This window comes from Brevundimonas sp. (assembly GCF_046295775.1).
In the GTDB taxonomy this organism is placed as follows: Bacteria; Pseudomonadota; Alphaproteobacteria; order Caulobacterales; family Caulobacteraceae; genus Brevundimonas.
In genome coordinates, this window is sequence record NZ_JBKBML010000005.1 from 89,616 (window position 1) to 115,034 (window position 25,419).

Consider the following 25,419-nt stretch of genomic DNA (forward strand, 5'->3'; position numbering starts at 1 on the left):
CAAGCGCCGAGGCTCGGTTTGTCGCCCTCCGACCGAGCGAAGGCGCTGGCTCCTTTCCCAGGAGCTTCAATGATTTCAGGCGTCCTGATCCGGATCGGATCGAGGGTGGACGCCGAAACCGATGGTCACGGACTTGCCGGTCGGCAGGCCCGTGGCTGCTGCATTTGAAGGCGGCCTGCGCCGCCGATGGGAAAACAGAATGGCCAAGTCCAACGACGGTCTCGCCCTGGGTAAGATCGCCTCCGCCACCTCGTTCACCGGCAAAAAGCGCATCCGCTATTCGTTCGGCCGCATCCCCGAGGCGGTGCAGATGCCGAACCTGATCGAGGTTCAGCGCGCGTCCTACGAACAGTTCCTGCAGCGCGACGGCCGTCCGGGCCAGCGCACGGACGAGGGTATCGAGGCCGTCTTCAAGTCGGTGTTCCCGATCAAGGACTTCAACGAACGCGCCGTTCTGGAATACGTCTCCTACGAGTTCGAGGAGCCCAAGTACGACGTCGAAGAATGCATCCAGCGCGACATGACCTATGCCGCGCCGCTGAAGGTCAAGCTGCGCCTGATCGTGTTCGAAACCGAGGAAGAAACGGGCGCCCGTTCGGTCAAGGACATCAAGGAGCAGGACGTCTACATGGGCGACATCCCGCTCATGACGGACAAGGGCACCTTCATCGTCAACGGCACCGAGCGCGTCATCGTCTCGCAGATGCACCGTTCGCCGGGCGTCTTCTTCGACCACGACAAGGGCAAGACCCACGCCTCGGGCAAGCTGCTGTTCGCCGCCCGCGTGATCCCGTACCGCGGCTCGTGGCTCGACTTCGAGTTCGACGCCAAGGACATCGTCTACGTCCGCATCGACCGTCGTCGCAAGCTGCCGGCCACCGCCTTCCTGTCGGCCCTGGGCATGGACGGCGAAGAGATCCTCAAGACCTTCTACGAGACCGTCCCCTACGAGAAGCGCGGCGAAGGCTGGGTCACGCCCTACAAGCCCGAGCGCTGGCGCGGGGTTAAACCCGAGTTCGACCTGGTCGACGCCGACACCGGCGAAGTGGTCGCGCCGGCGGGAACCAAGATCAGCGCCCGTCAGGCCAAGAAGCTGGCTGACGGCGGCCTGAAGGCGCTGTCGCTGGCGGCTGACGCCCTGCTGACCAAGTATCTGGCCGCAGACGCGGTCAACATGCAGACTGGCGAGATCTTCGCCGAGGCGGGCGATGAGCTGGACCAGGCCACGATCGAGCTGCTGGAAGAGAACGGCTTCACCACCATCGACGTGCTGGACATCGACCACGTCACGGTCGGCGCCTACATGCGCAACACCCTGCGCATCGACAAGGCGACGAACCGCGAGGACGCGCTGTTCGACATCTACCGCGTCATGCGTCCGGGCGAGCCCCCGACCCCGGAAGCCGCCGAAGCCATGTTCAACTCGCTGTTCTTCGACAGCGAGCGCTACGACCTGTCGGCCGTCGGTCGGGTCAAGATGAACATGCGTCTGGAAACCCCCGAGGTCTCTGACGAGATCCGCGTCCTGCGCAAGGACGACGTGCTGAAGGTGCTGCAGATCCTGGTGGGCCTGAAGGACGGTCGCGGCGAGATCGACGACATCGACAACCTGGGTAACCGCCGCGTGCGTTCGGTCGGCGAACTGCTGGAAAACCAGTACCGCGTCGGCCTGCTGCGCATGGAGCGCGCCATCAAGGAGCGCATGAGCTCGGTCGATATCGACACGGTCATGCCGCACGATCTGATCAACGCCAAGCCGGCCGCCGCGGCCGTGCGCGAGTTCTTTGGTTCGTCGCAGCTGTCGCAGTTCATGGACCAGACGAACCCGCTGTCGGAAATCACCCACAAGCGTCGCCTCTCGGCGCTTGGCCCGGGCGGTCTGACGCGCGAGCGCGCCGGCTTCGAGGTGCGCGACGTGCACCCGACGCACTACGGCCGCATCTGCCCGATCGAAACGCCGGAAGGCCCGAACATCGGCCTGATCAACTCGCTGGCCACCCACGCGCGCGTCAACAAGTACGGCTTCATCGAGAGCCCGTACCGTCGCGTGAAGGACGGGCAGGCCCAGGACGAGGTGGTCTACATCTCGGCCATGGAAGAGGCGAAGTACACGATCGCCCAGGCCAACATCGAACTGAACGCCGGCCAGATCGTCGAAGACTTGGTCCCCGGCCGGATCAACGGCGACTCGCAGCTCCTGAACAAGGATGCGGTCGACATGATGGACGTGTCGCCGAAGCAGGTCGTTTCGGTCGCCGCGGCCCTGATCCCGTTCCTGGAAAACGATGACGCCAACCGCGCGCTGATGGGCGCCAACATGCAGCGTCAGGCCGTGCCGCTGGTGCAAGCCGACGCGCCGCTGGTCGGCACCGGCATGGAAGCGGTCGTGGCCGTCGATTCCGGCGCCGTGGTCGTGGCTCGTCGTGAAGGCGTGGTCGAGCAGATCGACGGCACCCGCATCGTCGTGCGCGCCACCGGCGACCTGGACGCCGGCCGTTCGGGCGTCGACATCTACCGCCTGTCGAAGTTCCAGCGCTCCAACCAGTCGACCTGCATCAACCAGCGCCCGATCGTGCGCGTGGGCGATCAGGTGAAGGCCGGCGACGTCATCGCCGATGGCCCGTCGACCGACCTGGGCGAACTGGCCCTGGGCCGCAACGCCCTCGTCGCCTTCATGCCTTGGAACGGCTACAACTTCGAAGACTCGATCCTGATTTCCGAGCGCATCGTGCGCGACGACGTCTTCACCTCGATCCACATCGAGGAGTTCGAAGTCATGGCCCGCGACACCAAGCTGGGGCCGGAAGAGATCACCCGCGACATCCCCAACGTCGGCGAGGAAGCCCTGCGCAACCTCGACGAGGCCGGGATCGTGGCGATCGGCGCCGAGGTCCAGCCGGGCGACATCCTGTGCGGCAAGGTCACGCCCAAGGGCGAAAGCCCGATGACGCCGGAAGAAAAGCTGCTGCGCGCCATCTTCGGCGAAAAGGCTTCGGACGTGCGCGACACCTCGCTGCGCCTGCCGCCCGGCGTGGCTGGCACCATCGTCGACGTGCGCGTGTTCAACCGTCACGGCGTCGACAAGGACGAGCGCGCGGTCGCCATCGAGCGGTCGGAGATCGAGCGTCTGGGCAAGGACCGCGACGACGAGCTCAAGATCCTTGAGCGCAACGTCTACAGCCGCCTGAAGCCGCTGGTTCTGGGCAAGACCGCCGTGTCGGGTCCCAAGGGCCTGGGCCGCGGCGAAGTCACCGAAGAGAAGCTGGGCGAGCTGTCGCGCGGCCTGTGGTGGCAGATCGCGCTCGACGACGAAAAGGCCATGGGCGAGCTCGAGGCCATGAAGAAGCAGTTCGAGGACGCCCGCAAGGCGCTCGACCGCCGCTTCGAGGACAAGGTCGAGAAGCTGCAGCGCGGCGACGAACTGCCCCCCGGCGTGATGAAGATGGTCAAGGTCTTCGTGGCCGTGAAGCGCAAGCTTCAGCCCGGCGACAAGATGGCCGGCCGTCACGGCAACAAGGGCGTCATCTCCAAGATCCTTCCGATCGAGGACATGCCGCACCTGGAGGACGGCACTTCGGTCGACGTGGTTCTGAACCCGCTGGGCGTGCCCTCGCGCATGAACATCGGCCAGATCTTCGAAACCCACCTCGGCTGGGCCTCGGCCGGTCTGGGCAAGCAGATCCAGAACCTGATGGAGGCTTGGCAGCACGGCGGGCAGAAGCAGGCCCTGGTCGAGCGGCTGACCGAAATCTACGGCGCGGACACCCCGTTGCCCGACGATGAGGACGACCTGGTCGAGCTGGCCCGCAACCTGTCCAAGGGCGTTCCGTTCGCCACCCCGGTGTTCGACGGCGCGCACATTTCGGACATCGAGGACCTGCTGGCCTCGGCCGGGCTGGACCGTTCGGGCCAGTCGATCCTGTTCGACGGCCAGACCGGCGAGCAGTTCAAGCGTCCGGTCACCGTCGGCTACATCTACATGCTGAAGCTGCACCACCTGGTGGACGACAAGATCCACGCCCGCTCGATCGGCCCCTATTCGCTGGTCACCCAGCAGCCGCTGGGCGGCAAGGCGCAGTTCGGCGGACAACGCTTCGGCGAGATGGAGGTGTGGGCGCTGGAAGCCTACGGCGCGGCCTACACCCTGCAGGAGATGCTGACGGTGAAGTCCGACGACGTGGCGGGCCGCACCAAGGTCTACGAAGCGATCGTCCGCGGCGACGACAGCTTCGAGGCGGGCATTCCCGAGAGCTTCAACGTGCTCGTCAAGGAAATGCGCTCGCTGGGCCTGAACGTGGAGCTGGAGAACAGCTGAGTTGGATCAAGGCCCTCTCCGCGAAGGCGGGGAGGGCGGTCCGCCTGTTCGCCTCTCTGAATGATTTGCGCGGCGTCTGCCGCAGAAGGAACCAAGATGAACCAGGAAGTCCTGAACATCTTCAACCCGGTCCCGGTCGCTCCGACCTTCGACCAGATCCGCATTGCTCTGGCTGCGCCCGAGAAGATCCGGTCGTGGTCGTTCGGCGAGATCAAGAAGCCGGAAACCATCAACTACCGCACGTTCAAGCCCGAGCGTGACGGCCTTTTCTGCGCCCGTATCTTTGGCCCGACCAAGGATTACGAATGCCTGTGCGGCAAGTACAAGCGCATGAAATATAAGGGCATCATCTGCGAGAAGTGCGGCGTGGAGGTCACCTTGGCCCGCGTTCGCCGCGAGCGGATGGGCCACATCGAACTGGCCGCCCCGGTCGCCCACATCTGGTTCCTGAAGTCGCTGCCGTCGCGCATCTCGCTGATGCTGGACATGGCGCTGAAGGACGTGGAGCGCGTGCTCTACTTCGAAAACTACATCGTCACCGAGCCGGGCCTGACCCCGCTGAAGCAGAACCAGCTGCTGACCGAGGACGAGTTCTATCGCTATCAGGAAGAGTTCGGCGATGACGGCTTCACCGCCGAGATCGGCGCCGAGGCCGTGCGCAACCTGCTCATGGGCATCGACCTGAACGCCGAGGCCGAGAAGCACCGCGCCGAACTGGCCGACAGCCCCTCGGAAATGAAGGCCAAGAAGGCTTCCAAGCGCCTGAAGCTGATCGAGGCCTTCCTTGAAAGCGGCAACAAGCCCGAGTGGATGATCCTGACGGTCGTGCCGGTGATCCCGCCGGAACTGCGCCCGCTGGTGCCGCTGGACGGCGGCCGCTTCGCAACCTCGGACCTTAACGACCTGTATCGCCGCGTCATCAACCGCAACAACCGCCTGAAGCGGCTGATGGAGCTGCGCGCGCCCGACATCATCATCCGCAACGAAAAGCGGATGCTGCAGGAATCGGTCGACGCCCTGTTCGACAACGGCCGTCGCGGCCGGGTCATCACCGGCGCCAACAAGCGTCCGCTCAAGTCGCTGGCCGACATGCTGAAGGGCAAGCAGGGCCGCTTCCGTCAAAACCTGCTGGGCAAGCGCGTCGACTATTCGGGCCGTTCGGTCATCGTGGTCGGCCCCGAGCTGAAGCTGCACGAGTGCGGCCTGCCAAAGAAGATGGCGCTGGAGCTGTTCAAGCCGTTCATCTATGCGCGCCTCGACGCCAAGGGCCTGTCGGGCACTGTCAAACAGTCCAAGCGCATGGTCGAGCGCGAGCAGCCTCAGGTCTGGGATATCCTGGAAGAGGTGATCCGCGAGCACCCGGTCATGCTGAACCGGGCGCCGACGCTTCACCGCCTCGGCATCCAGGCGTTCGAGCCCAAGCTGATCGAGGGTAAGGCCATCCAGCTGCACCCGCTGGTCTGCGCCGCGTTCAACGCCGACTTCGACGGTGACCAGATGGCCGTGCACGTCCCGCTGAGCCTTGAGGCCCAGCTGGAAGCGCGCGTGCTGATGATGTCGACCAACAACATCCTGTCGCCCGCCAACGGCAAGCCGATCATCGTGCCGTCGCAGGACATCGTCCTGGGTCTTTACTACCTGTCGCTGGTCAAGGACGGCGAGCCGGGCGAGGGCAAGCTGTTCGCCAACATCGGCGAGATCGACGCCGCGCTCGACGCCGGCGTGGTCAGCCTGCACACCCGCATCAAGGCTCGCTGGACCGAGATGGATTCGTCGGGCGAACTGGTCACCAAGGTCATTGATACGACCCCGGGCCGGATGAAGCTGGGCGCCCTGCTGCCCAAAAACCCGAACGTCGGCTATCGCCTGCTCGAGAAGAACCTGACCAAGAAGGAAATCGGCAACCTGATCGACGTGGTCTATCGCCACTGCGGTCAGAAGGCGACGGTGATCTTCGCCGACCAGATGATGGGCCTGGGCTTCCGCGAGGCGGCCAAGGCGGGCATTTCGTTCGGCAAGGACGACATCGTCATTCCGGCCAAGAAGGTGACCTTCGTCGCCGAGACCCGCACTCAGGTCGAAGAGTACGAGCAACAGTACGCCGACGGCCTGATCACCAAGGGCGAGAAGTACAACAAGGTGGTCGACGCCTGGGCCAAGGCGACGGACCGGATCGCCGACGCCATGATGGCCGAGATCGCGCAACCGCGCGTGCTGATCGAGGGACAGGCTCCCGACGTCAACTCGGTGTTCATGATGGCCAACTCCGGCGCCCGCGGCTCGCAGGCGCAGATGAAGCAACTGGGCGGCATGCGCGGCCTGATGGCCAAGCCCTCGGGCGAAATCATCGAGACGCCGATCGTGTCGAACTTCAAGGAAGGCCTGACCGTCCTTGAGTACTTCAACTCCACCCACGGCGCCCGCAAGGGCCTGGCCGACACCGCGCTGAAGACCGCCAACTCGGGTTACCTGACCCGTCGTCTGGTGGACGTGGCGCAGGATTCGATCGTCACCGAGGAAGACTGCGGCTCCACGCGCGGCATCACTCTGCGCGCGGTGGTCGAGGGCGGTGATGTCCTGGTCTCGCTGGGCCAACGCGTCCTGGGCCGTTACGCGGCCGAGGACATCAAGGAGCCGGGCGGCGACACCGTCCTGTTCCCGGCGGACACCTATCTGCAGGAAGAAGAGATCGAGGTTCTGGACTCGGCCGGCGTTCAGTCGGTCAAGGTCCGCTCGGGTCTGACCTGTGAGGCGGAAGCCGGCATCTGCGCCATGTGCTACGGCCGTGATCTGGCGCGCGGCACTCAGGTGAACATCGGCGAAGCCGTCGGCGTCATCGCGGCTCAGTCGATCGGCGAGCCGGGCACCCAGCTGACGATGCGGACCTTCCACATCGGCGGCACCGCCCAGGTGGCCGAGACCTCCTTCTTCGAAGCGACGAACGCCGGCGTGATCAAGATCGTCGGCCCGACCGTCAAGGCCGCCCACGGCGATCTGGTGGCCATGAGCCGCAACGTCGTCGTGACCGTGGTCGTGGACGGCAAGGACCGCGAGACCCACAAGGCTCCCTATGGTGCGCGCATCCGTGTCGCCGAGGGCGCCGAGGTCAAGAAGGGCCAGCGTCTGGCGGAGTGGGACCCCTACACCACGCCGATCCTGACCGAAGTCGGCGGCGTGGTCCGTTTCGAGGATCTGGTCGAGGGTCTGTCCGTCAAGGAAGAGACCGACGAGGCCACCGGCATCGCCCAGCGCGTCGTCAGCGACTGGCGCGCCAGCCCACGCGGTTCGGACCTGCGTCCGGCCATGGGCGTCACCTTGGGCGACGCCTACGCCAAGCTGGCCTCGGGCTCCGACGCCCGTTACCTGCTGCCGGTGGGCGCGGTTCTGTCCGTGTCGAACGGTGACGAGGTCAAGCCGGGTGAGATCATCGCCCGCGTTCCGACCGAAGGCGCCAAGACCCGCGACATCACCGGCGGTCTGCCGCGCGTCGCCGAACTGTTCGAAGCGCGTCGTCCGAAGGACTGCGCAGTCATCGCCGAGATGGATGGCCGCGTCGAATTTGGTCGCGACTACAAGAACAAGCGTCGCATCAAGATCACGCCGGAGCCGGATGCCGACGGCAACCAGGCGGAACCGGTCGAGTTCCTGATCCCCAAGGGCAAGCACATCTCCGTCCACGACGGCGATCTGATCCAGAAGGGCGACTACATCATCGACGGCAACCCCGATCCGCACGATTTGCTGCGCATTCAGGGCGTCGAGGCGCTGGCCGAATACCTGGTGAACGAAGTGCAGGAGGTCTACCGACTGCAGGGTGTGCCGATCAACGACAAGCACATCGAGGTGATCGTCCGTCAGATGCTGCAGAAGGTCGAGATCATCGACTCGGGCGAAACCACCCTGATCCGTGGCGACACGGTCGAGGTGGCCGAGGCCGTGGCCGAGAACGAGAAGGTCGAGAAGCGTGGCGGCCGTCCGGCCATCACCCAGCCCGTCCTGCTCGGCATCACCAAGGCCTCGCTGCAGACCCGCAGCTTCATCTCGGCGGCGTCCTTCCAAGAGACCACCCGCGTCCTCACCGACGCTTCGGTCAACGGCAAGAAGGACACGCTGGAAGGCCTGAAGGAGAACGTCATCGTCGGTCGTCTGATTCCGGCCGGCACCGGCGCCTACCTGCGCTCGATGCAGAAGATCGCCAACGAGCGTGACGCCGAACTGACCCAGGCCCGTGAAGACGCGGTCGAGGAACTGCCGGCGGACCTGGCTCTGGAGCTGGAGAAGTCGGAAGGCTGATCGGTTTCGGACGACCTGACTGAAGGGGCGGCGTCGAAAGGCGCCGCCCTTTTTGCTGCGCCTCAGTCCAGCTTGTTGCTGCGCTGGCGGATATTGGTCGTCGCGCCTTGGCGCATGTCGACGCCCGGCGCCGAGGGCAGGTGGGCGCCGGCGCATCCGGTCCCGAGGTTTGAGCCGACACAGTCGGCGGGCCCCATGACGCCGACGCCCCCAGCCAGCGGCTCTCGCTGCGCCGCATGGGCGGACAGGGCGCGCCGCCCGTCGGCCATGAAGCGCGCGTCGGCGTCTGGGTCGCGTATCGGCGGCCCATCGGCCCGGGCGGCCAGACGCGCATCGCAGCGGTCACGCTGCTCCGGCGTCAGGCGGCTGCGGTCGCGGCAGCCGAACAGGCCGGCCAGACCGCGAGCCACAGCGGCGTGGTCCGGGCCTGTCGCGGCGGGCGTTTGGTCCGACGGCAGAGGGTAGGCGGGCCCGGCCTTTAGCGCCTCCGGGCTAATCGGGCGGGATGTTTGAGGCACAGCCGGAGCCAGATGGCTTGAGCCAGCGGGCGCAACTGCGACCCGTGGTTTTTCGATGGCTCGGCGAGGGCGGGGCTCCAACTCGATTTGCATGACGGGCGGAAGCGGAGACCTGGAGGGCGTAGCGACACGCCAGGCCATCGGCCCCAGCACGGCCAGATGCACCAGAACGACCAGGGCGACTGCGCCCAGGCGAGGCCTGATGCGCGCGAACTCACCGGCGCGGATTGCTTTCATCCAACTGATAGTGGCCAGGAAGATGGGCACCGGCGCAGGTGCCCCGCAGATTGCCTCCGGGACAGTCTGGCGCCATGCCGCTGACGCCCACCCCGCCCGACGCCGGACGGCGGCGCGATTCGTATGCGGCCAGGGCGGCGGCGCCGTCTCTGGCGAAGCGGGCGTCGCGCGCGGCGTTGCCGCTGCCGGTGATGGGCGCGGCGCGGTCGGCGGCCTCGCCCAGCCGCTCGGCGCACACAGCCTGTTCGACGCTGTTCAGCCGGCTGGGATTGGCGCAGCCGATCGGACTGGTTCTCAGGGATCGAGCGACGGCCTGGCCGGTCGTTTCGGGACGGAGTCGCCAAGCGTCGTCCGCGGCCGGGGCCGGCGTCCCGGCGGGCGCCGAGGCGGCCTGACGCGGCGCGGGCGCGCTGGGGCGCTCGTCCTCATCTTCGCGCGGGCGCGGCGGCGCAATGGGGTTCGCCAGGCCCGACACCGCCGGCCGCGTGGCGGGCGTGGGTTGAGGCGGGGCGAGCCGCGGTCGAGGTGTCTCCTCCCGGATCAGCGGCCTGGGCTCGATCTCGATCAGGATGGCGGGCGGCTGAACCAGCGGCGGCAGGATCGCCTCCTGGCCCGCACGCCACACCAGAAGTGCGATGAGAAGGGCGTGGGACAACGCCGAGGCCGTGATGACGGCCGCGCCCCTTCCCTGGTCGATCGCGCGCCGTGCCGCCGCCATCCGCCCTCCCTAGGCTGGCTGCAAGCTGAGCGGGAAAGCATGGCGACTTTCAGGCGCTGGGCGTTTCGTCCTTGCGCGCGCGCCGCGCCGCACGTTCGGCCTGCCCCTTCCAACCGTATCCCTCGCCGTGGCGCCCCAGGCTCTCGAACTCGGGCGGAGCGGCCTTGTGGACATACTGTTCGGCCACCAGCCAGCCCTTGAGCGGCGGCAGCACCGCCAGGCAGCTCAGCGCCAGCAGGGGCAGGGTCACCACCATATGCACCCAGATCGGCGGCTGGACCGTGAACTCAAACGCCATGAAGGCCATCATGCCGACGACGCCGACGATCGACATGCCGAAGAAGGCCGGACCGTCCGCCGGTTCGGCGAAGCCATAGTCCAGGCCGCACTCGGGGCAGTGGTCGCGGATCTTCAGATAGCGATGCAGCAGCGGACCCTTGCCGCAACGCGGGCAGCGGCAGCGCAGCCCCGTCGACCAGGTGCTGAGGCGAGGATATTCGGGATCGGAAGCCATGGGATGAGGTCCTGACGCGGTCGCATGGATGTCGGCCTCTGAACCAGGGAATGCAAGCGGCCGATCGCCGAGCTCACCAACCGTTAACCGCGATGAAAGGCGGCGTCGGGCAGGGTCGGCGGGCATGTCCGGGGCATTGGCCAGAAAGCGCGTTCTGAAGACGACCGTGGCCGCCGCGGCCGCGGGCGCCGTCGTGTTCACGCCGCTGGCGCCGCTGGCCCAGGCCGTGCGGGGACCCGAAAGCGGCGCGGCCTCTCTTGATCCCGTCGCCATCCGCATCGGGGCCAACGCCGAGTTCACGCGGGTCGAGTTCGGCGGCGTCGTCGGCTCGCGCGCGCGCGTGCGGCAGGACGGCGATCAGGTCATTGTCCGAATCGGAACGACTGCCGCGCCGGATGTTTCGCGCCTGCGCGTCGATCCGCCCGCCGGCGTCGCGTCGGTGCAGACGCGCCCGACGGCCGGCGGCGTCGAACTGGTCATCAGCCTGGCTGAAGGGGCGGGCGCTCGCTGGGGCTCGGCCGACGGCGCGGTCTGGCTGAACCTTTACGAAAGCGCAGGCGCTGCGCCCGCTCGGGCTGCCGTGCAGTCGGCTGTCGTGCCCGTGCGCGCCGAGGTTTCGGACGACAAGGCGGTCTTGAACTTCCAGTGGGCCGCGCCGGTGGGCGCAGCGGTCTTCCGTCGCGGCGAGGCCGTCTGGATCGTGTTCGACGCCGCCGCGCGGCTTGACATGGCCGGCGCGCGCGCGCTGGGCCCGGCCAGTGATGCGCGATGGGCGGCGGGGCCTGACTATACGGTTCTGCGAATCGCCGCGCCGGAAGATGTGGCGGTCGAGGCGTCGAGCGAAGGCGGACGCTGGACTGTGACCCTGGGCGGTCCGCGCAGCGGCGTGGGTGGCGCGGCTTCGACGGGCGTCGATGTCGGTCGAGACGACGGGGCGCGGGTGGCTCTGGTGGCTCGCATGGCCGGCGCGACCAAGACGATCTGGCTGACCGATCCGCTGGCCGGCGACCGGTTCGCGGCGGTCACGGCCCTGGCGCCCGGCAAGGGCTTCGCCGCGCGGCGGCAACTGATCGATCTGACCCTGCTGCCGACGGCCCAGGGCCTGGCCGTCGAGACGTTGACTGACGATCTGACGATCCAGCCCGACGGCGATCTGGTGACGATCGGGCGTCCGCGCGGGCTCAACCTGTCGGCGCCCAGCGCCGCCCTGGAGCGGGCCGTCGAGGTCGATGCACCGCGCCGCGCGCCGCGCCCGGCTTTGATCTTGAGCGAGTGGAGCGACGTCGGCGACGAGGGCTTCATGAGCCGCTACGCTCGTCTCCAACAGGCGGCGATGCAGGAGAGCGAACGCGCCGGCGATGATGTGCGCGCGCCTGCGGAGGCGCGGCTGGCCTTCGCACGCTTCCTGGTCGGTTCGGGGCTGGGCTTCGAGGCTGTCGGCGTGCTGAACGCCCTGGCCAAGCAAAATCCGGCGATGCAGGGCGAGCCAGAGCTGCGCGGCCTGCGGGGCGCGGCGCGCGTGGCTATCGGGCGTCTTGACGAGGCGCAGGCGGATTTCGCGGTCGGCGCCCTGTCGGGGGACGCGGCCACACAGGTCTGGCGCGGCTATATCGCCGCCGAACAGGGCCGGTTCGCCGAGGCGCGTCAGGCCTTCGCCGCCGGCGCGCCAGCCATCGACGCCTTCCCGGCCGTTTGGAAGGCTCGCTTCGGCGCTGCGCACGCCCTGGCGGCGCTTGAGACTGGCGACCTGCCGGCTGCGCGGGCGCTGCTCGCCTTCAGCTTCAGCCAGCCGGCCCCTGCGGCTGACCAACTGACCGCGCGTCTGGTGCAGGCCCGCCTGTTCGAGCTGGAAGGGCAGGGCGATCGCGCCCTGGCGGTCTACAAGGCTGTCGCCCGCGCGCCGCTGGACGGCGTGGCCACGCCCGCGCGGCTGGGCGTCATCAAGCTTCAGATGGCGCGCGGCGAGATGAAGCCTGACGCCGCCGCCGGCGAGCTGGAGCAGCTCAAGTGGCGCTGGCGGGGCGACGCCACCGAACTGGCCGTGATCCGCTCACTGGGCGACATCTATCTGTCTCAGGGACGCTACCGCGAGGCGCTGGACGCCCTGCGCGGGGCCGGCAAGCGCATGGCGCAGCTGCCGGGCGCGGTGGAGATACAGGCCGACCTGTCCAACGCCTTCCGGGCCCTGTTCTTGGACGGCGGCGCCGACGGCCTGCAGCCGATCCAGGCGCTGGGCCTGTTCTATGATTTCCGCGAACTGACGCCGGTCGGCGCGGATGGCGACGACATGGTGCGCCGGCTGGCGCGCCGGCTGGTGGACGTGGACCTGCTGGGCCAGGCGGCGGAGCTTTTGAAGTATCAGGTCGACAATCGCCTGGAGGGGGTCGCCAAGGCGCAGGTCGCGACCGATCTGGCCACCGTCTATTTGATGAACCGCCAGCCCGAGCAGGCGCTGCAGGCCATCTGGAGCTCGCGCACCACCCTGCTGCCTACGGCGATGAACCTGCAGCGGCGCGCGCTGGAGGCGCGGGCCCTGTCGGATCTTGGGCGTTATGAGCACGCGCTGGAGGTGCTGGATCGCGATCAGAGCCCCGCTGCGCGCGCCGTGCGGGCCGACATCGCCTGGAAGCAGCAGCAATGGCCGGGCGCGGCGGGGCTGTATGACGGCCTGCTGGGCGACCGCTGGCGCGATGCGGCCACGCCGTTGACGCCCGAGGAAGAGAGCCGGCTGATCCGCGCCGGCGTCGCCTATTCGCTGGCGGGCGATTCCGCCGGCCTGTCGCGCCTGTCGCGTAACTATCAGGGGCTGGTTGGCGGCGCGCGTCAGGCGACCGCCCTGCGCATTGCCTTGGATGGCGGAGAGCTGGCCCAGGCTCAGGACTACGCCGCTCTGGCGTCCAGCGCCGACACCTTCACCGGCTGGGTTACGGCGATGAAGGTGGACCTCAGACAGAAAACGGGCGGGGACCGTCCTGCGGCCCCCGCCCGTCAACAGGCTGACCAGGCGACGCCGGCCGCTGGGCCGGCCGCCGCCTGATCCATCGTTTCGTGAACTGGCTTAGCCGTTCACGGCGTCCTTCAGCGGCTTCGACACGCGGAAGCGCACGGCCTTGGAGGCGGCGATCTTGATGGTCGCGCCCGTGGCCGGGTTGCGGCCTTCGCGAGCGGCGCGGTCGGCGGTGTCGAACACGCCCAGGTTCGAGATGCGCACGTCGCCGCCCGACTTGAGCGAGGCGTGGATGTTCTCGACGATGGAGGTCAGAACCTTGCCGGCGTCGGCTTGCGACACACCGGTGTCCTTGGCGACGGCGGCGATCAGTTCGGCTTGAGTGGTCATGAGGGTCGTTTCCCGAATAGGTCGCCCGATTCCCGGGCGATGACCTGGGGATCAACACGCTTTTCGGGGGTCTTGGCAAGACGCGGCGCCGAGGAAAGCCTTTGAGGCTGGGGATTCAGCCCGATCCGGAGGCCCGCTGAAAGCTCTCGACCAGGCTCCCAGCGACCAGTCGCCAGCCGTCCACCAGCACGAAGAAGATCAACTTGAACGGCAGTGAAACAATGACTGGCGGCAGCATCATCATGCCCATGGACATGAGCACGCTGGCGACCACCAGATCGATCACAAGGAACGGAACGAAAAGGAGAAATCCTATCGTGAAGGCCCGCTTCAACTCGCTGATCATGAAGGCCGGGGTGACCACGCGAAGGGGCAGGTCCTGGGCGTTCTGGGGCGCCTCGATCTGGCTCAGGCGGGTGAACAGGGCGAGGTCGGAGCGGTCCACCTGGGACAGCATGAAGGTCTTTACGGGCTCGGAGGCCGCATCGAAGGCCTGAGGCAGCTCCATCTGCTGATCCAGCAGGGGGCGGATGCCCGAATCATAGGCGTCCTGCCAGGTCGGGGCCATCACGATGGCCGACAGGAACAGCGCCAGCGACACCAGCACGGCGTTCGGCGGCGACTGCTGCATGCCCAGGGCGGTGCGCAGCAGCGACAGCACCACGACGATCCGCACGAAGCTGGTCGTCATGATGACGATCGACGGCGCCAGGCTGAGCACCGTCATCAGCCCGACCAGCTGGATAACCCGTTCGGTCAGTCCCGCGCCGGTGCCCAGGTCGATGTTGATGGCGGATCCAGACGACGCCACGTCCTGCGCCAGGGCGCCGAGCGGCCACACGAGGCAGAGAAGGGTGGTGATCAGCGACAGGACGGCCGCGCGCTTCAGTTCGGCGCGCGAAGGCATTTTGAGCAGGCCGTCGCGGGCCGGCTTCATCGCGGCGCTCCAGGGCTGCGGGGCTCGATCAGCTCCTTGCCCTCGCCCAAGAGAATCAGGCGTTCCTCGTCATCGACGCGCACCAGAACGAGGCGGCGCGCGGGGTCCAGCACCAGGGTTTCGACGACCTGCATGCGCCGGGCGCCGCGGTCGGCCTGCAGCCTGGCCATCAGTTGGGGCGCATAGCGGCGGGCCGCCCAGGCGGCCAGGCCAATGATGCCCAGGGTGATGGCCAGGCCGAACACCGCGCGGGCGAGATCGAGGAAGTTCATGAAGGCCCCGTGCCGCAGGGCCTCACTGTGAGGCCGCCGACCAGGCCAGACTGTCTCAACATCCTTAACGGCGCGTTTACCATGCACCCGGCATTTTCGACCCAGTGAGAATCGAAGGTTGAGATTCGCCGGAGCGAACCATGGGCGTCGCCGACCTGCCGCTGCTGCAACAGATCAAGGGCCGCCTGGGCTGGCTGGACGAGCGCCAGCGCGTGGTGGCCCAGAACGTCGCCAACTCCGACACCCCGGGCTATGTGGCGCGCGATCTCAAGGCGCCGACCGATTTCGCGCGGGCGATGGCCGAGGGCGGGGGGCTTCGCATGACGCGGACCTCGGCCGCCCACATCTCGCCGCCCGGGCCGGTGACGCGCTTCACCGCGTCGGATGCGCCGGATTCCGAGACGACGCTGGACGGCAATTCGGTCGTGGTCGAAGAGCAGATGCTCAAGATGGCCGAGAGCCGCATGGCCTATGACGCCGCCATCGGCTTCTACCAGAAGTCCATGCAGATGATCCGCATGGCCGCCAAGCCCCCCGGTCGCTGAGAAGGACTGAGCCATGCCTGATCCGGTTCCGCCGAGAAACAACGCCATGGCCGTGGCCGCTTCGGCGCTCAAGGCCCAGCAATCCCGCATGCGCGTGATCGCCGAAAACATCGCCAACGCCCAATCGACCGCCCCGACCGCCGACGGCCAGCCCTATCGTCGCCAGGTGCCTGTGTTCCAGGCCCGCGAGATCGACGGCGTGACCGGCGTCACCCTGGCCCAGGTGCGGCCCGACATGCGCCCGTTCCGGGTTGAGTACGACCCGTCGCACCCGGCCGCCAACGCCGAGGGTTATGTCCAGCGGCCCAACGTCGACACCCTGGTCGAGGCGATGGACATGCGCGAGGCGCAGCGCGCCTATGAGGCCAATCTGAACGTCATCGAGACGGCGCGGTCGATGGAGACCCGCACCCTCGACATACTGAAGCGCTGAGGAGCTAGGCCATGAATCCGATGATGGCGGCCAAGGCCTATGCGGCGGTTCAGGGCGGCGCCCTGCCGTCCGCGACGAACGCCGCGCCGCCGGCTTCGGGGCCGGATTTCTCGCAGATGCTGTCCAGCGTCATGGGCGACGTGACCCAGGCCACGCGCGGCGCGGAGACCCAGATGGCTCAGTCGATCCAGGGGCAGGGCAGTCTGATCGACGTCGTCACCGCCATCTCCTCGGCCGAGGCGTCGCTGGAGACGGTCATGGCCGTGCGCGACCAGGTGATCCAGGCCTACCAGGAAATCATGCGCATGCCGATCTGAGGCGGGAACTGCGTTCAGGCCAGCCGGTTTGCCAGCTGACTGCAACCGAGGCCTGTCATGCTGAAGGACCGCAACTCTTCGGCCATCATCGCCGTCGCCGACCTTGATCGCGCCCGCCGCTTCTATGAACAGACCCTTGGTCTGACCGTGGCCGACGACATGGGCGAGGTGCTTTCCTTCGCCACCGGAGGCACGCATCTGGTGGTCTATCGATCGGACGAAGCCGGGACCAATCGGGCCAATGCGGTGGTCTGGGGGGTCGGCGAGGAGATCGAGGCGATCGTCGCCGACCTGCGCGGCAAGGGCGTCAGTTTCGAACACTACGACCTGGACGGCGTGGACTTTGCCGACGGACTGCATCGTTCCGGCGAGTTCCGGATGGCCTGGTTCAAGGATCCGGACGGCAACATCCTGCACCTTAACAGCGGCGACTAGCCTTCGAGCGAGACCAGCGGCTGACGCACACGCACGGCGCGGCCCTCGCGCTTCAGCCAGCCCTTGATCCGGTTCTGAAGCGGCTGGTCGATCACGTAGTGGAAGGCGAAGGCGAACACGAAGGCTGAAGCCACGCCCGCGCCCCAAAGCGCCCATTGCACGGGCTCCGACAGCGAGAGCCGCGCGACGGCCACGTTGGTGGCGCCGAACCAGGCGATCCGGACCACCTCATTGGTGATGAACATCGAGAACGAGACCACGGCCGAGAGCTCGATCAGGCGCGACGGCTTTTTGACCGGAACGGCGCCCGCAGCCAGGATGATGAGGCTGATCCAGACAAGCGAAATCAGGGCGTTCTTGTCGAAATACTGCGCGATTGCGAGACCCGTGGCGGCGGCGATCCCGGCCCAGCCGGCCAGCCGCGGCGCGATCCAGACCCTCTGGGCGAACCCGGCCAGGCACATGCCCAGGAAGAACAGAGGCAGAGCGCGCCAGAACCCCAGCCTGAGCGGCATCTGATAGACAGGCAGGTCGAACAGCGCCCAAGTGATCTGATTGGCCAGCAGATAGACCCCGACGCCGAGGCCCAGCACCGCCCAGGGGCCCAGGCGCATCAAGCCGCGCAGGATCCAGGGGAAGGCCAGGTAGCAGCCGATCAGCGCCGAGATGGACCAACTGGGCGCGTTCCAGCCCAGGCCGCCATGCACGCCGAAGGACTGGACCAGGGCCAGCTGCGCCGGCAGCTGATCCCAGGCGAACCACTCCGGATTGCGCGGCGGGGCGCCCACGGCCGTGCCGAGCATCACCAGCGCCACGAGGCTAAGCCCCATGATCAAGTGGGCCGGCCAGACTCGCAGCGCGCGCTTCAGGAAGAAGTCAGTGGGCGACAGTCGGCCCTGACCGACCGCCGCGCCATAGACGCGCATCAGCACATAGCCGGAATCGATCAGGAAGAAGTTGGTCAGCAGAAAGCCGCCGCGCTCGAACACCGGGTGGATGGTCTCGGCCAGGGCGTGCGGCCCGGCTGCCTGGAAGTGGTGCAGGATGATCAGCGAGGCCACGATGAAGCGCAGCGCGTCCAGCCAGCCGCCGCGCATGATCGGCGGTGGTTCATTCCGGGACGAAATCGCGCTCCAGGCCATGACGACGGCTCCTTCGCAGGAGGCGTCGCAATCTTTGGGCCGTCAGGCGACGCCTGGCGCGAGTGCCCAGCGTTGGGAGCCTTCGCCAAAGGGGCGGAAGAACAGGTCGCGATAGCGTTCGAAGACTTCGACGATCCGGGCCGCCAGATCCTGGGTGATCGATTCACCGCGCTGGCGCTTCATGGCGGCCACGCAGTCCACCACGACGGTCTGATGCGCCGAACCTCCCATGCTTTTCAGCACCGTCGCGACGTCTCGAGCCAGAGGGTCGAGCGCGGGGCTGCTGCTCCAGGGGCCCTTCTGGCCTTGATCGTGCGTCAGAGTCATTCGGGAAACCCCTCGTTCTCGACAGACGCGAAAGGCGTCGCAAAATAAGTAGAAAAGTGCAAGCCCGCAGACTGATTCGAGGGAAAGTTCTGATCAGGCTCGCTTTTCGACGAACACCGTTCCGGCCGAATAGCCGGCGCCGAAGCTGCAGATCAGGCCCTTGTCGCCCGGCTCGAAGCCGTCCTGGTGCAGGTGGAAGGCGATGATCGACCCGGCCGACGAGGTGTTGGCGTAGTCGTCCAGGATGATGACGTTCTCTTGCGGCGTCGGCTCGCGGCCCAGCACCTTCTTGCCGATCAGCTCGTTCATGTTGATGTTGGCCTGGTGCAGCCACAGCCGCTTCAGCGACGGGGCTTCGATGTCCAGGTCGCGGGCGTGATCGACGATCATCTCGGCGACCATGGGCACCACGTCCTTGAAGACCTTGCGGCCCTGCTGAACGAACATCTTGTCCGGCGCCCCGATGCCCTCGGGCGCGGCGTTGTTCAAAAAGCCGAAATTGTTGCGGATGTTGTTGGAGAACACCGTCTTCAGCCGCGTGCCCAGCACCGTCCAGCCGCCCGGTCCGGCCTGATCCTCGGCCTCGACGATGACGGCGGTCGCCACGTCGCCGAAGATGAAGTGGCTGTCGCGGTCGGTGAAGTTCAGGTGGGCCGAGCAGATCTCGGGATTGACCATCAGCACCGCCTTGACCGAGCCAGAGGCGATGAAGTCCGCGGCCGTCTTGATGCCGAAGGTGGCCGACGAGCAGGCCACGTTCATGTCGAAGGCGAAACCGTCGATGCCCAGGGCCTGCTGCACCTCGATCGCCATGGCGGGGTAGGGGCGCTGCATGTTGGACGCCGCGCACAGGACCGCGCCGATCTCGCTGACCGGCTTGCCCCAGGCCTCGATCGCCTGACGCGCGGCCTTCACCGCCATCTCGGCCAGGACTGACAACTCGTCGTTGGAGCGTTCCGGCAGGTTCGGGGCCATGCGCTCGGGGTCGATGACGCCCGCCTTGTCCATGACGAAGCGGCGCTTGATGCCCGAGGCCTTTTCGATGAACTCGACCGAGGACGGCGTCTTGGCCTCGGCCTCGCCCGCCGCGATGGCGTCGGCGTTGGCCGCGTTCCAGCGCTCGGCCCAAGCGTTGTAGGCGGCCACCAGTTCGGCGTTGGATATGGATTGTTCCGGCGTGAACAGGCCGGTGGCGGCGATCACGGCTCGAGTTTGAGCCTGAGGCTGAGTTTGGGTCACGCGGGCGCTCTGTCCATTTCGATGGCGAACCCTCTCAATAGGACGGCGGCGGGGTCCGGTCGAGGCTCGCCATCAACCCGCGCCACCAACGGCGCACGCGGCCGCGCGGCGGCGGCGGCAGGGGGCGGTCGCGCGCCGCGATCAGGGCCTCGACCAAGTCCTCGGCCTCGCACGGCCAACCATCCGGCGTGACATAGATCGGGTAGTCGATCAGGGCGGCGTTCACGAGGGCGTCCAGGCTGGCGGCGCGGCCCCGGCGCGGGAAGTCCAGCTGATCCTCAGTCAGGCCCCAGCCCGCGTAGAAAGGCCGGCCATAGACGCTGACCCGCTTGCCCCGCAGCAGGGCCTCGAAGCCGGACAGTGAGGTCAAGGTCGCCAGCCTGTCGCAGGCGTTCAGGCAGTCGACGATGTCCAGCCCGTCGGCCACGGCGTCCACCTCGGACATGGCCGAGGCGTCCAGCAGGCCCGGGCGGTTGCCCGCCAGCACGTCGGGGTGGTTGCGCCAGATCAGGAAGGCGTCGGGATGATCGCGCCGCGCGGCCTGGACGAGGGCGGAGTTGGTGCGGATGTCCGGCTCGCAGCCCAGCAGGATCGAGCGGTCGTTTTCGACCTGGCCGACGACCAGCAGGCGTTCGCGATCGGTCGGCCAGTCGGCGGGCGCGCCGTCGCCCTTCAGATTGTATTTGGACAGGCCGGCGTCGACCACGCGGGCGCGTAGGCGCGCGGCGCGGGCCAGACGCTCGGGCGCCGGCTCCCCGGCCGCGATCAGGCTTTCCAGCCGGCTGGGCCGCGACGGATCGTAATATACCCCCTGATCGTCCAGGGCGACGGACAGGGCGCCGAAGAAGTCGGACCCCAGGCCTCGCGAGCGGATGAAACCATCCTCGATCCGCACGGTCGGGCCATCGAAGGCGGCGGCGGCCTGGCGCGTCCTCTCGCTCTCCTTGCCGGCCCACCAGACCAGACGGCCGGCGTGGTCCTGAGCGGCCTTCACCGCCGCCGAGGCGCGCCAGTAATAGCGCAGGTCGGTGCGCGGTCCGTTCAGCAGGCGACGGATCGCCGGACGCTTGGCCGGGGCGAAACCCACACCGGCCCAGAAGCCCTCCAGCCGACGCGCCCGCCCGTCCAAGGCGATCAGCCGATCCAGCGCCTGCTCGGGCTCGCAACGCTCTCCGGTCACCGGATCGACATAGCGCGGCAGGCGGATCAGGGCGGCGGCGGCCACAGTCTCGATATCGCGCGCCGTCCCGCGTCGGGCGATGGGCTTGGCGTCCGTGGTCAGGCCCCATCCGGCATAGAAGGGCGCGCCGAAGCAGCGCACCGGCAGGCCGCGCAGCAGGGCCTCGAACCCCAGGCCGCTGGTCACGCACCAGACCGCGTCCACCTCCGCCAAAAGATCGGCGGGGCGCACGTCGGCGTCGATGACGGTCAGGCCGTCCAGCAGGCGGTCGGGAATGCACCCGCGCTTTTTGCCCGCCGCCACCGCCGGATGGCGTTTGACGATCAGCTGAGCGTCCGGCTCCTCGCGCCGTGCGGTCTCGACCATGGCGACAAAGCTGTCGGACCCCGCTAGGCCGTTGGCGATCGAGGCGTCGCCCAGGGTCTGATCGACGATCAGAACGCGCCGTCCGGGCTTCAGGATAGACCGATCCAGCGGGCCGCCCATATTGGTCTTGGACAGATCCGACGCCACCAGCCGGTCGATCAGGATGCGCGACCGCGCGTGCATGTCCGCATCGCACCAGTCGGGGCCTGAGGCGATGGCCTCCTCCATGCGCGAAGGGCGCGTCGCGTCGTAATAGACGCCCAGGTCGTCGGGCAGGACGCTGAGGGTCGCCGCGCCAGCCTCGCCCAATCCAATGGAACGGATCAGGCCGTCTTCCAGCGCCACATAGGGCAGGCCGCGAGACGCCGCCCAGCGCCGCCCCGCCGCCGCCGTCGGCTTCAGCCCCCAGCCGACGACGGCCCGCACGTCCGGTCCCGGCGTGGCGCGCAGCTCGTATTCCGGCAGGAACCGCGCCAGGAACGGGACCTTCAGCACCCCAGGCGCGCACACCCAGGCCGGAATGGGCCGGTCGGTTTGGAGGAGGTCTCGATAGGTCAAAGTTTGGGCGTGTCCGGCTTCGTTCGTCCCGTTTAGGGGACGGTGCGGCTTCCACACAACCGCTCATCCCGGCGGAAGCCGGGACCCAGACCTTTGGCCAAGCCCGCGAAGCTATCCAAGGGCGAGTGCGGCTTTCTCGCTGGGTCCCGGCTTTCGCCGGGATGAGCGGAAAAGGAGCGCTCAGGCCCGCCCGGCCTGGCCCGACAGCATGGCCGCGTCGACGCCCAGTCCGGCCAGGGCGCGGCTCCATTTGGCGTCGTGGTCGTCGTCGAAGATCAGGCCGACGTCGGCGTCGGCGGTCAGCCAGACATTCTCGCCCAGCTCTTCCTCCAACTGACCTTCGCCCCACCCGGCGTAGCCCAGCAGCAGCACCGAACGGCGCGGGCCGGCCACGGCGTCGGTCATGGCGATCAGGGCGTCGCGCGAGCCCGTCATGGCCAGCCCCTCGCCGAAGGGCAGGCTGGCCTCGTCGTTCATCCAGTCGTCGGTGTGCAGCACGAAGCCGCGCTCCTTCTCGACCGGCCCGCCGATCAGAACCGGCCGCGCGGCTGCGTCGCCAAGCGCCGGCGTCTCCAGCTTGTCGAGAACGGTCTTCAAGGTCACGCCGGGCGCTGGCCGATCCAGGCGCAGGCCCATGGCGTGGTCCGGCCCATGGGCGCAGATCAGTATGACCGCATGTTCGAAACGGGGATCGCCGATACCGGGCATGGCCACCAGGACCCGGCCCGTCAGAGATTGGAATTCAACCATGTTCCTATCATCGGGTCACGCCCGCCGTTCCGCAAGGCGACGCGACGTCTCGCGGGTGCTTGGCGACGGAACCGGACACGCCTATCTCCGCTGTCGACCTGCAACGGAGACATCCCATGACGATCAAGACCGGCGACCGCATCCCCTCGGCCACCCTGACGACCATGACCGGCGAAGGCCCGAAGCCGATCACCACCGACGAGCTGTTCAAGGGCAAGACCGTGGCGGTGTTCGCCGTGCCGGGCGCCTTCACCCCGACCTGCTCGGCGCGCCACCTGCCGGGCTTCAAGGATCACCGAGACGACTTCGCCGGCAAGGGCGTGGACACGGTGGCCTGCGTCTCGGTCAATGACGCCTTCGTCATGGGCGCCTGGGCCCGGGAGAACGAGCTGGATGGCGAGAAGGACATCGTCATGCTGGCCGACGGCAACGCCGACTTCACCCGCGCCCTGGGCCTGACGCTGGACGCCAAGGGCTTCGGCATGGGCGAGCGCTCGCAGCGCTATTCGATGCTGGTCAAGGACGGCGTGGTCGAGCAGCTCAATGTCGAGCAGGGCGGCGAGTTCAAGGTCTCGTCGGCCGAACACCTGCTGGGGCAGCTTTAAACTGGCGCTACGCTCGGCTCGCGGAGCCTCGCGGCTTGAGCGGCCTTTTCTCGCGCTACGCTGGCGATGCGGTCGCCCGCGGCTTGAGCGCTTGAAATGACTGACGTGTTCAGCCCCGAGAAGCGCAGCGCCGTCATGCGGCGCGTCAAGGGGCGGGATACGTCACCCGAGCTTCACGTCCGTCGCCTCCTGCGGGCGGCGGGCGTAGGCTATCGATTGGGCGGATGCGGCCTGCCCGGCCGGCCGGATCTGGTGATGAAGGGGCGCAGACTGGCGGTATTTGTGCACGGTTGCTTCTGGCACGGCCATGACTGCCCCCGTGGTTCCAGAAAACCCAAGGCCAATGCGGACTACTGGTCCGCCAAGATCGATCGGAATCGTGCGCGCGACGCCGCCTCCGTCACCGCCCTGGTCGAGGGCGGATGGCGGGTCGAGGTGATCTGGGAGTGCGAACTCAAGGCCCCGGAGACGGCGCAGAGGCTGCTGGCCTCGGCGAGCGTGGATCAGGCCGCTTCGGCTTCAGCCCCGTCGGACAGCACTTCATTCAGCGCCCCGATCAAGGCGGCGGGCGTCAGGGGCTTGGAGACGAAATAATTCATCCCGGCGGCCGTGCAGGCCGCCACGTCCTCGGGCGCGGTGTCCGCGGTGACGGCGATCACCGGCGTGGCGGCATTGATCCCGCCGCCGGCGCGCAGTCGCCGCGTAGTCTCCCGGCCATCCAACTCGGGCATCCGCACGTCCATGAAGATGACGTCGAACGGCTCCGTCGCCGAAATCTCCAGGGCCTTCAGCCCGTCTACAGCTGTCGCAATGTCGCAGCCCAGCGGCTGCAGGATCAGCTGGACGGCGCGCCGGTTGATGTCGTGATCGTCCACGACCAGCACCCGCAATGGACGTTCGCTGTCGTCCTCACTCTCGTCGATCATCTCGGCCAAGCTTTCGAGCGGCTCTGTAACGTCTTCCGCAGGCGGCGGCTGGAGAGGGGAGGGAGGCGTGCGGACAGACAGCGCCCTGGAGACGGTTGCCCGGCTGTCATCCTCGGCCGGGGGTGCAATGACGTCGCTTTCGGCGCGGGCCAAGGTCACGGCGACGGTGAAGCTGGCGCCTCGACCGGGACGGCTTCGCGCGGTCAGCCGGCCGCCCATCAGCTCCACCAGGTCCCGGCTGATGGCCAGGCCGAGGCCGGTGCCGCCGAACTGGGCGCTGACGCCGTCGGCAGTCTGGTCGAACGGCTGGAACAGGCGGCCCAGCTGGGCGGTGTTCATGCCTGGTCCCGTGTCGCGGACCTCTATCACCAGGGCAGTTCCCGACGGCTCTTCGGCCCAGGCGCGAAGACGAAGTGTGATCGAGCCCTCGGTGGTGAACTTCATCGCGTTGGAGATCAGATTGTTCAGCACCTGGCGCAGCCGCATGGCGTCGCCACGGACCAGTCGTGGAACGTCCCGCGCGCCCTCGATGCGCAGACGCAGACCCTTGTCGCGAGCCAGGCCTGTCCACAGCCTGATCGTCTGCGCCAGAAGCTGGCGCAGGTCGAAATCCGCCGCCTCGACCTGCATGCGGCCCGCATCCAGCTTGGCGTGGTCCAGCAGATCGTCCAGCAAGGCCTTCATCATCAGACCGGCGTCAGTGATCAGGGCGGCGTTGGCGCGGGCCTGGGCGTCACCGTGGTTCAGCTCGCTGGCGCCCGTCAGGATGGCTCCGATAGGGGTGCGAAGGTCGTGACCGACAGCGGCCAGAAAGGCGTTGCGGCCGGCCAGGATGCGTTCGGCCTCCAGCCTGCGGCGCTCGGCGTCCAGGCGGGCGCTGGCCTCGGCCTCGTGCGCCTTGTTGAGCTTGCGCCATGTGGAGATGCAGAACATCGCATAGACGCCGACCGCCACTGCGACGGCGGTGATGAACCCGGGCGGAGCGGCATACAGTCCCATCATCACCGGCAGGCTGCCGAGATAGAGGAAGTGCGGTGCGGTGGTCAGCACCAGAACCTTGGTCGATGCAGGGGCGTTGATCATCGAATAGATCGAGCCCGCGCACAGCAGGATCGCCGCGCAGATGCCGCCCATCGCGCCGCCCGCCAGCCATAGCGGTATCGCCAGGCTGCCGAAGAATATCGAGTTGAGCGACAGCATGCCCCCACCGATCATGGACCGCAAAGGCCCCATGTGATCAGTTCTTCCGCTCGTGATCGGGGCGAACACCCATAGGTCCAGCGCCTGGATCAGGAAGTACAGGGCGGCCCAGACCGCCGCGTAGGGCCAGCCGATCAACGGGCTGAACACCAGGGCGCTGGCGGCGCCCATGCACACGCGCTGAACCAGGGCCTTGCGGCGCTGGCGTATGGCGGGGGCCCACCCTTTCTGGTCCGGGGCGTAGGTCTGCGGCAT

The 25,419-nt window shown here is 67.7% G+C and carries 21 protein-coding genes; 9 read left to right on the forward strand and 12 right to left on the reverse strand.

The features are described from left to right. Window positions 1–199 precede the first annotated feature (199 nt). Together rpoB and rpoC are read left to right on the forward strand one after the other, a co-directional pair. Complete coding sequence (gene rpoB, locus ACK4I0_RS05035; protein WP_409608613.1) at window positions 200–4,315, forward strand: DNA-directed RNA polymerase subunit beta; 4,116 nt, start codon at window positions 200–202, stop codon at window positions 4,313–4,315. Window positions 4,316–4,411: 96 nt separating this feature from the next. Beyond that, entirely contained in the window at window positions 4,412–8,608 is a 4,197-nt protein-coding gene (gene rpoC, locus ACK4I0_RS05040) for a DNA-directed RNA polymerase subunit beta' (protein ID WP_409608615.1), read from the forward strand. Between the two features lie 62 nt (window positions 8,609–8,670). On the opposite strand, the gene ACK4I0_RS05045 is transcribed toward rpoC, so the two are convergent. From ACK4I0_RS05045 to ACK4I0_RS05055, 3 genes are all read right to left on the reverse strand, one after another. Continuing rightward, window positions 8,671–9,018, reverse strand: coding sequence for a hypothetical protein (locus ACK4I0_RS05045; protein ID WP_409608617.1), 348 nt, complete (start codon window positions 9,016–9,018; stop codon window positions 8,671–8,673). Between the two features lie 322 nt (window positions 9,019–9,340). Further along, complete coding sequence (locus ACK4I0_RS05050; RefSeq protein WP_409608619.1) at window positions 9,341–10,081, reverse strand: hypothetical protein; 741 nt, start codon at window positions 10,079–10,081, stop codon at window positions 9,341–9,343. Between the two features lie 49 nt (window positions 10,082–10,130). Further along, window positions 10,131–10,595, reverse strand: coding sequence for a DUF983 domain-containing protein (locus tag ACK4I0_RS05055; RefSeq protein ID WP_409608621.1), 465 nt, complete (start codon window positions 10,593–10,595; stop codon window positions 10,131–10,133). Window positions 10,596–10,761: 166 nt separating this feature from the next. Here ACK4I0_RS05055 and ACK4I0_RS05060 point away from each other — a divergent pair, with 166 nt between their 5' ends. Beyond that, a complete protein-coding gene (locus ACK4I0_RS05060) occupies window positions 10,762–13,632 on the forward strand; it encodes a hypothetical protein (protein WP_409608623.1) in 2,871 nt (956 codons plus the stop codon). Window positions 13,633–13,653: 21 nt separating this feature from the next. Here the strand turns inward: ACK4I0_RS05060 and ACK4I0_RS05065 are convergent, their stop codons facing one another. The 3 genes from ACK4I0_RS05065 to ACK4I0_RS05075 form a co-directional block, all read right to left on the reverse strand. Then, the gene (locus tag ACK4I0_RS05065; RefSeq protein WP_409608625.1) at window positions 13,654–13,932 is read right to left on the reverse strand and encodes an HU family DNA-binding protein; all 279 of its coding nucleotides are present in this window, start codon (window positions 13,930–13,932) and stop codon (window positions 13,654–13,656) included. A gap of 115 nt (window positions 13,933–14,047) precedes the next feature. Then, window positions 14,048–14,869, reverse strand: coding sequence for a flagellar type III secretion system pore protein FliP (gene fliP, locus ACK4I0_RS05070; RefSeq protein WP_409608627.1), 822 nt, complete (start codon window positions 14,867–14,869; stop codon window positions 14,048–14,050). Continuing rightward, the gene (locus ACK4I0_RS05075) at window positions 14,866–15,141 is read right to left on the reverse strand and encodes a FliO/MopB family protein (protein WP_409608629.1); all 276 of its coding nucleotides are present in this window, start codon (window positions 15,139–15,141) and stop codon (window positions 14,866–14,868) included. Before ACK4I0_RS05075 ends, fliP begins: the two co-directional genes overlap by 4 nt. A 140-nt stretch (window positions 15,142–15,281) precedes the next feature. Between ACK4I0_RS05075 and flgB the strand changes: the two genes are divergently transcribed. Genes flgB through ACK4I0_RS05095 form a run of 4 tightly spaced genes read left to right on the forward strand, consistent with a single transcriptional unit; the run spans window position 15,282 to window position 16,871 of the window. Then, on the forward strand, window positions 15,282–15,686 hold the full coding sequence (gene flgB, locus ACK4I0_RS05080) for a flagellar basal body rod protein FlgB (RefSeq protein ID WP_135064244.1): 405 nt from the start codon (window positions 15,282–15,284) through the stop codon (window positions 15,684–15,686). 13 nt (window positions 15,687–15,699) lie between these two features. Continuing rightward, entirely contained in the window at window positions 15,700–16,119 is a 420-nt protein-coding gene (flgC, locus tag ACK4I0_RS05085) for a flagellar basal body rod protein FlgC (RefSeq protein ID WP_371682901.1), read from the forward strand. An 11-nt stretch (window positions 16,120–16,130) separates the two neighbouring features. After that, on the forward strand, window positions 16,131–16,436 hold the full coding sequence (gene fliE, locus ACK4I0_RS05090) for a flagellar hook-basal body complex protein FliE (RefSeq protein ID WP_409608632.1): 306 nt from the start codon (window positions 16,131–16,133) through the stop codon (window positions 16,434–16,436). A gap of 57 nt (window positions 16,437–16,493) precedes the next feature. Beyond that, window positions 16,494–16,871 (forward strand): VOC family protein, encoded by a 378-nt coding sequence (locus tag ACK4I0_RS05095; protein ID WP_409608634.1) that lies wholly within the window; start codon window positions 16,494–16,496, stop codon window positions 16,869–16,871. Here ACK4I0_RS05095 and ACK4I0_RS05100 read toward each other — a convergent pair. The 5 genes from ACK4I0_RS05100 to ACK4I0_RS05120 form a co-directional block, all read right to left on the reverse strand. Beyond that, window positions 16,868–18,013, reverse strand: coding sequence for an acyltransferase family protein (locus ACK4I0_RS05100; RefSeq protein ID WP_409608636.1), 1,146 nt, complete (start codon window positions 18,011–18,013; stop codon window positions 16,868–16,870). The two genes, ACK4I0_RS05095 and ACK4I0_RS05100, sit on opposite strands and share 4 nt — an antisense overlap. Window positions 18,014–18,055: 42 nt before the next feature. Next, window positions 18,056–18,340, reverse strand: coding sequence for a hypothetical protein (locus ACK4I0_RS05105; RefSeq protein ID WP_409608638.1), 285 nt, complete (start codon window positions 18,338–18,340; stop codon window positions 18,056–18,058). A gap of 93 nt (window positions 18,341–18,433) precedes the next feature. Continuing rightward, entirely contained in the window at window positions 18,434–19,579 is a 1,146-nt protein-coding gene (locus ACK4I0_RS05110; protein ID WP_409608640.1) for a beta-ketoacyl-ACP synthase III, read from the reverse strand. Between the two features lie 34 nt (window positions 19,580–19,613). After that, window positions 19,614–21,683 carry a capsular polysaccharide biosynthesis protein gene (locus ACK4I0_RS05115; RefSeq protein WP_409608642.1) on the reverse strand — a complete coding sequence of 690 codons (2,070 nt, stop codon included), beginning with the start codon at window positions 21,681–21,683 and terminating at the stop codon, window positions 19,614–19,616. Window positions 21,684–21,863: 180 nt separating this feature from the next. Then, window positions 21,864–22,433, reverse strand: a complete 570-nt coding sequence (locus tag ACK4I0_RS05120) for a YqgE/AlgH family protein (protein WP_409608644.1) — start codon at window positions 22,431–22,433, stop codon at window positions 21,864–21,866. A 116-nt stretch (window positions 22,434–22,549) separates the two neighbouring features. Here ACK4I0_RS05120 and ACK4I0_RS05125 point away from each other — a divergent pair, with 116 nt between their 5' ends. Together ACK4I0_RS05125 and ACK4I0_RS05130 are read left to right on the forward strand one after the other, a co-directional pair. Next, window positions 22,550–23,038: a peroxiredoxin gene (locus ACK4I0_RS05125; RefSeq protein ID WP_135064220.1), complete on the forward strand. Its 489-nt coding sequence runs from the start codon at window positions 22,550–22,552 to the stop codon at window positions 23,036–23,038. 96 nt (window positions 23,039–23,134) lie between these two features. Next, window positions 23,135–23,632 carry a very short patch repair endonuclease gene (locus tag ACK4I0_RS05130; RefSeq protein ID WP_409608646.1) on the forward strand — a complete coding sequence of 166 codons (498 nt, stop codon included), beginning with the start codon at window positions 23,135–23,137 and terminating at the stop codon, window positions 23,630–23,632. Here the strand turns inward: ACK4I0_RS05130 and ACK4I0_RS05135 are convergent. Beyond that, window positions 23,542–25,419: an ATP-binding protein gene (locus ACK4I0_RS05135; protein ID WP_409608648.1), complete on the reverse strand. Its 1,878-nt coding sequence runs from the start codon at window positions 25,417–25,419 to the stop codon at window positions 23,542–23,544. The two genes, ACK4I0_RS05130 and ACK4I0_RS05135, sit on opposite strands and share 91 nt — an antisense overlap.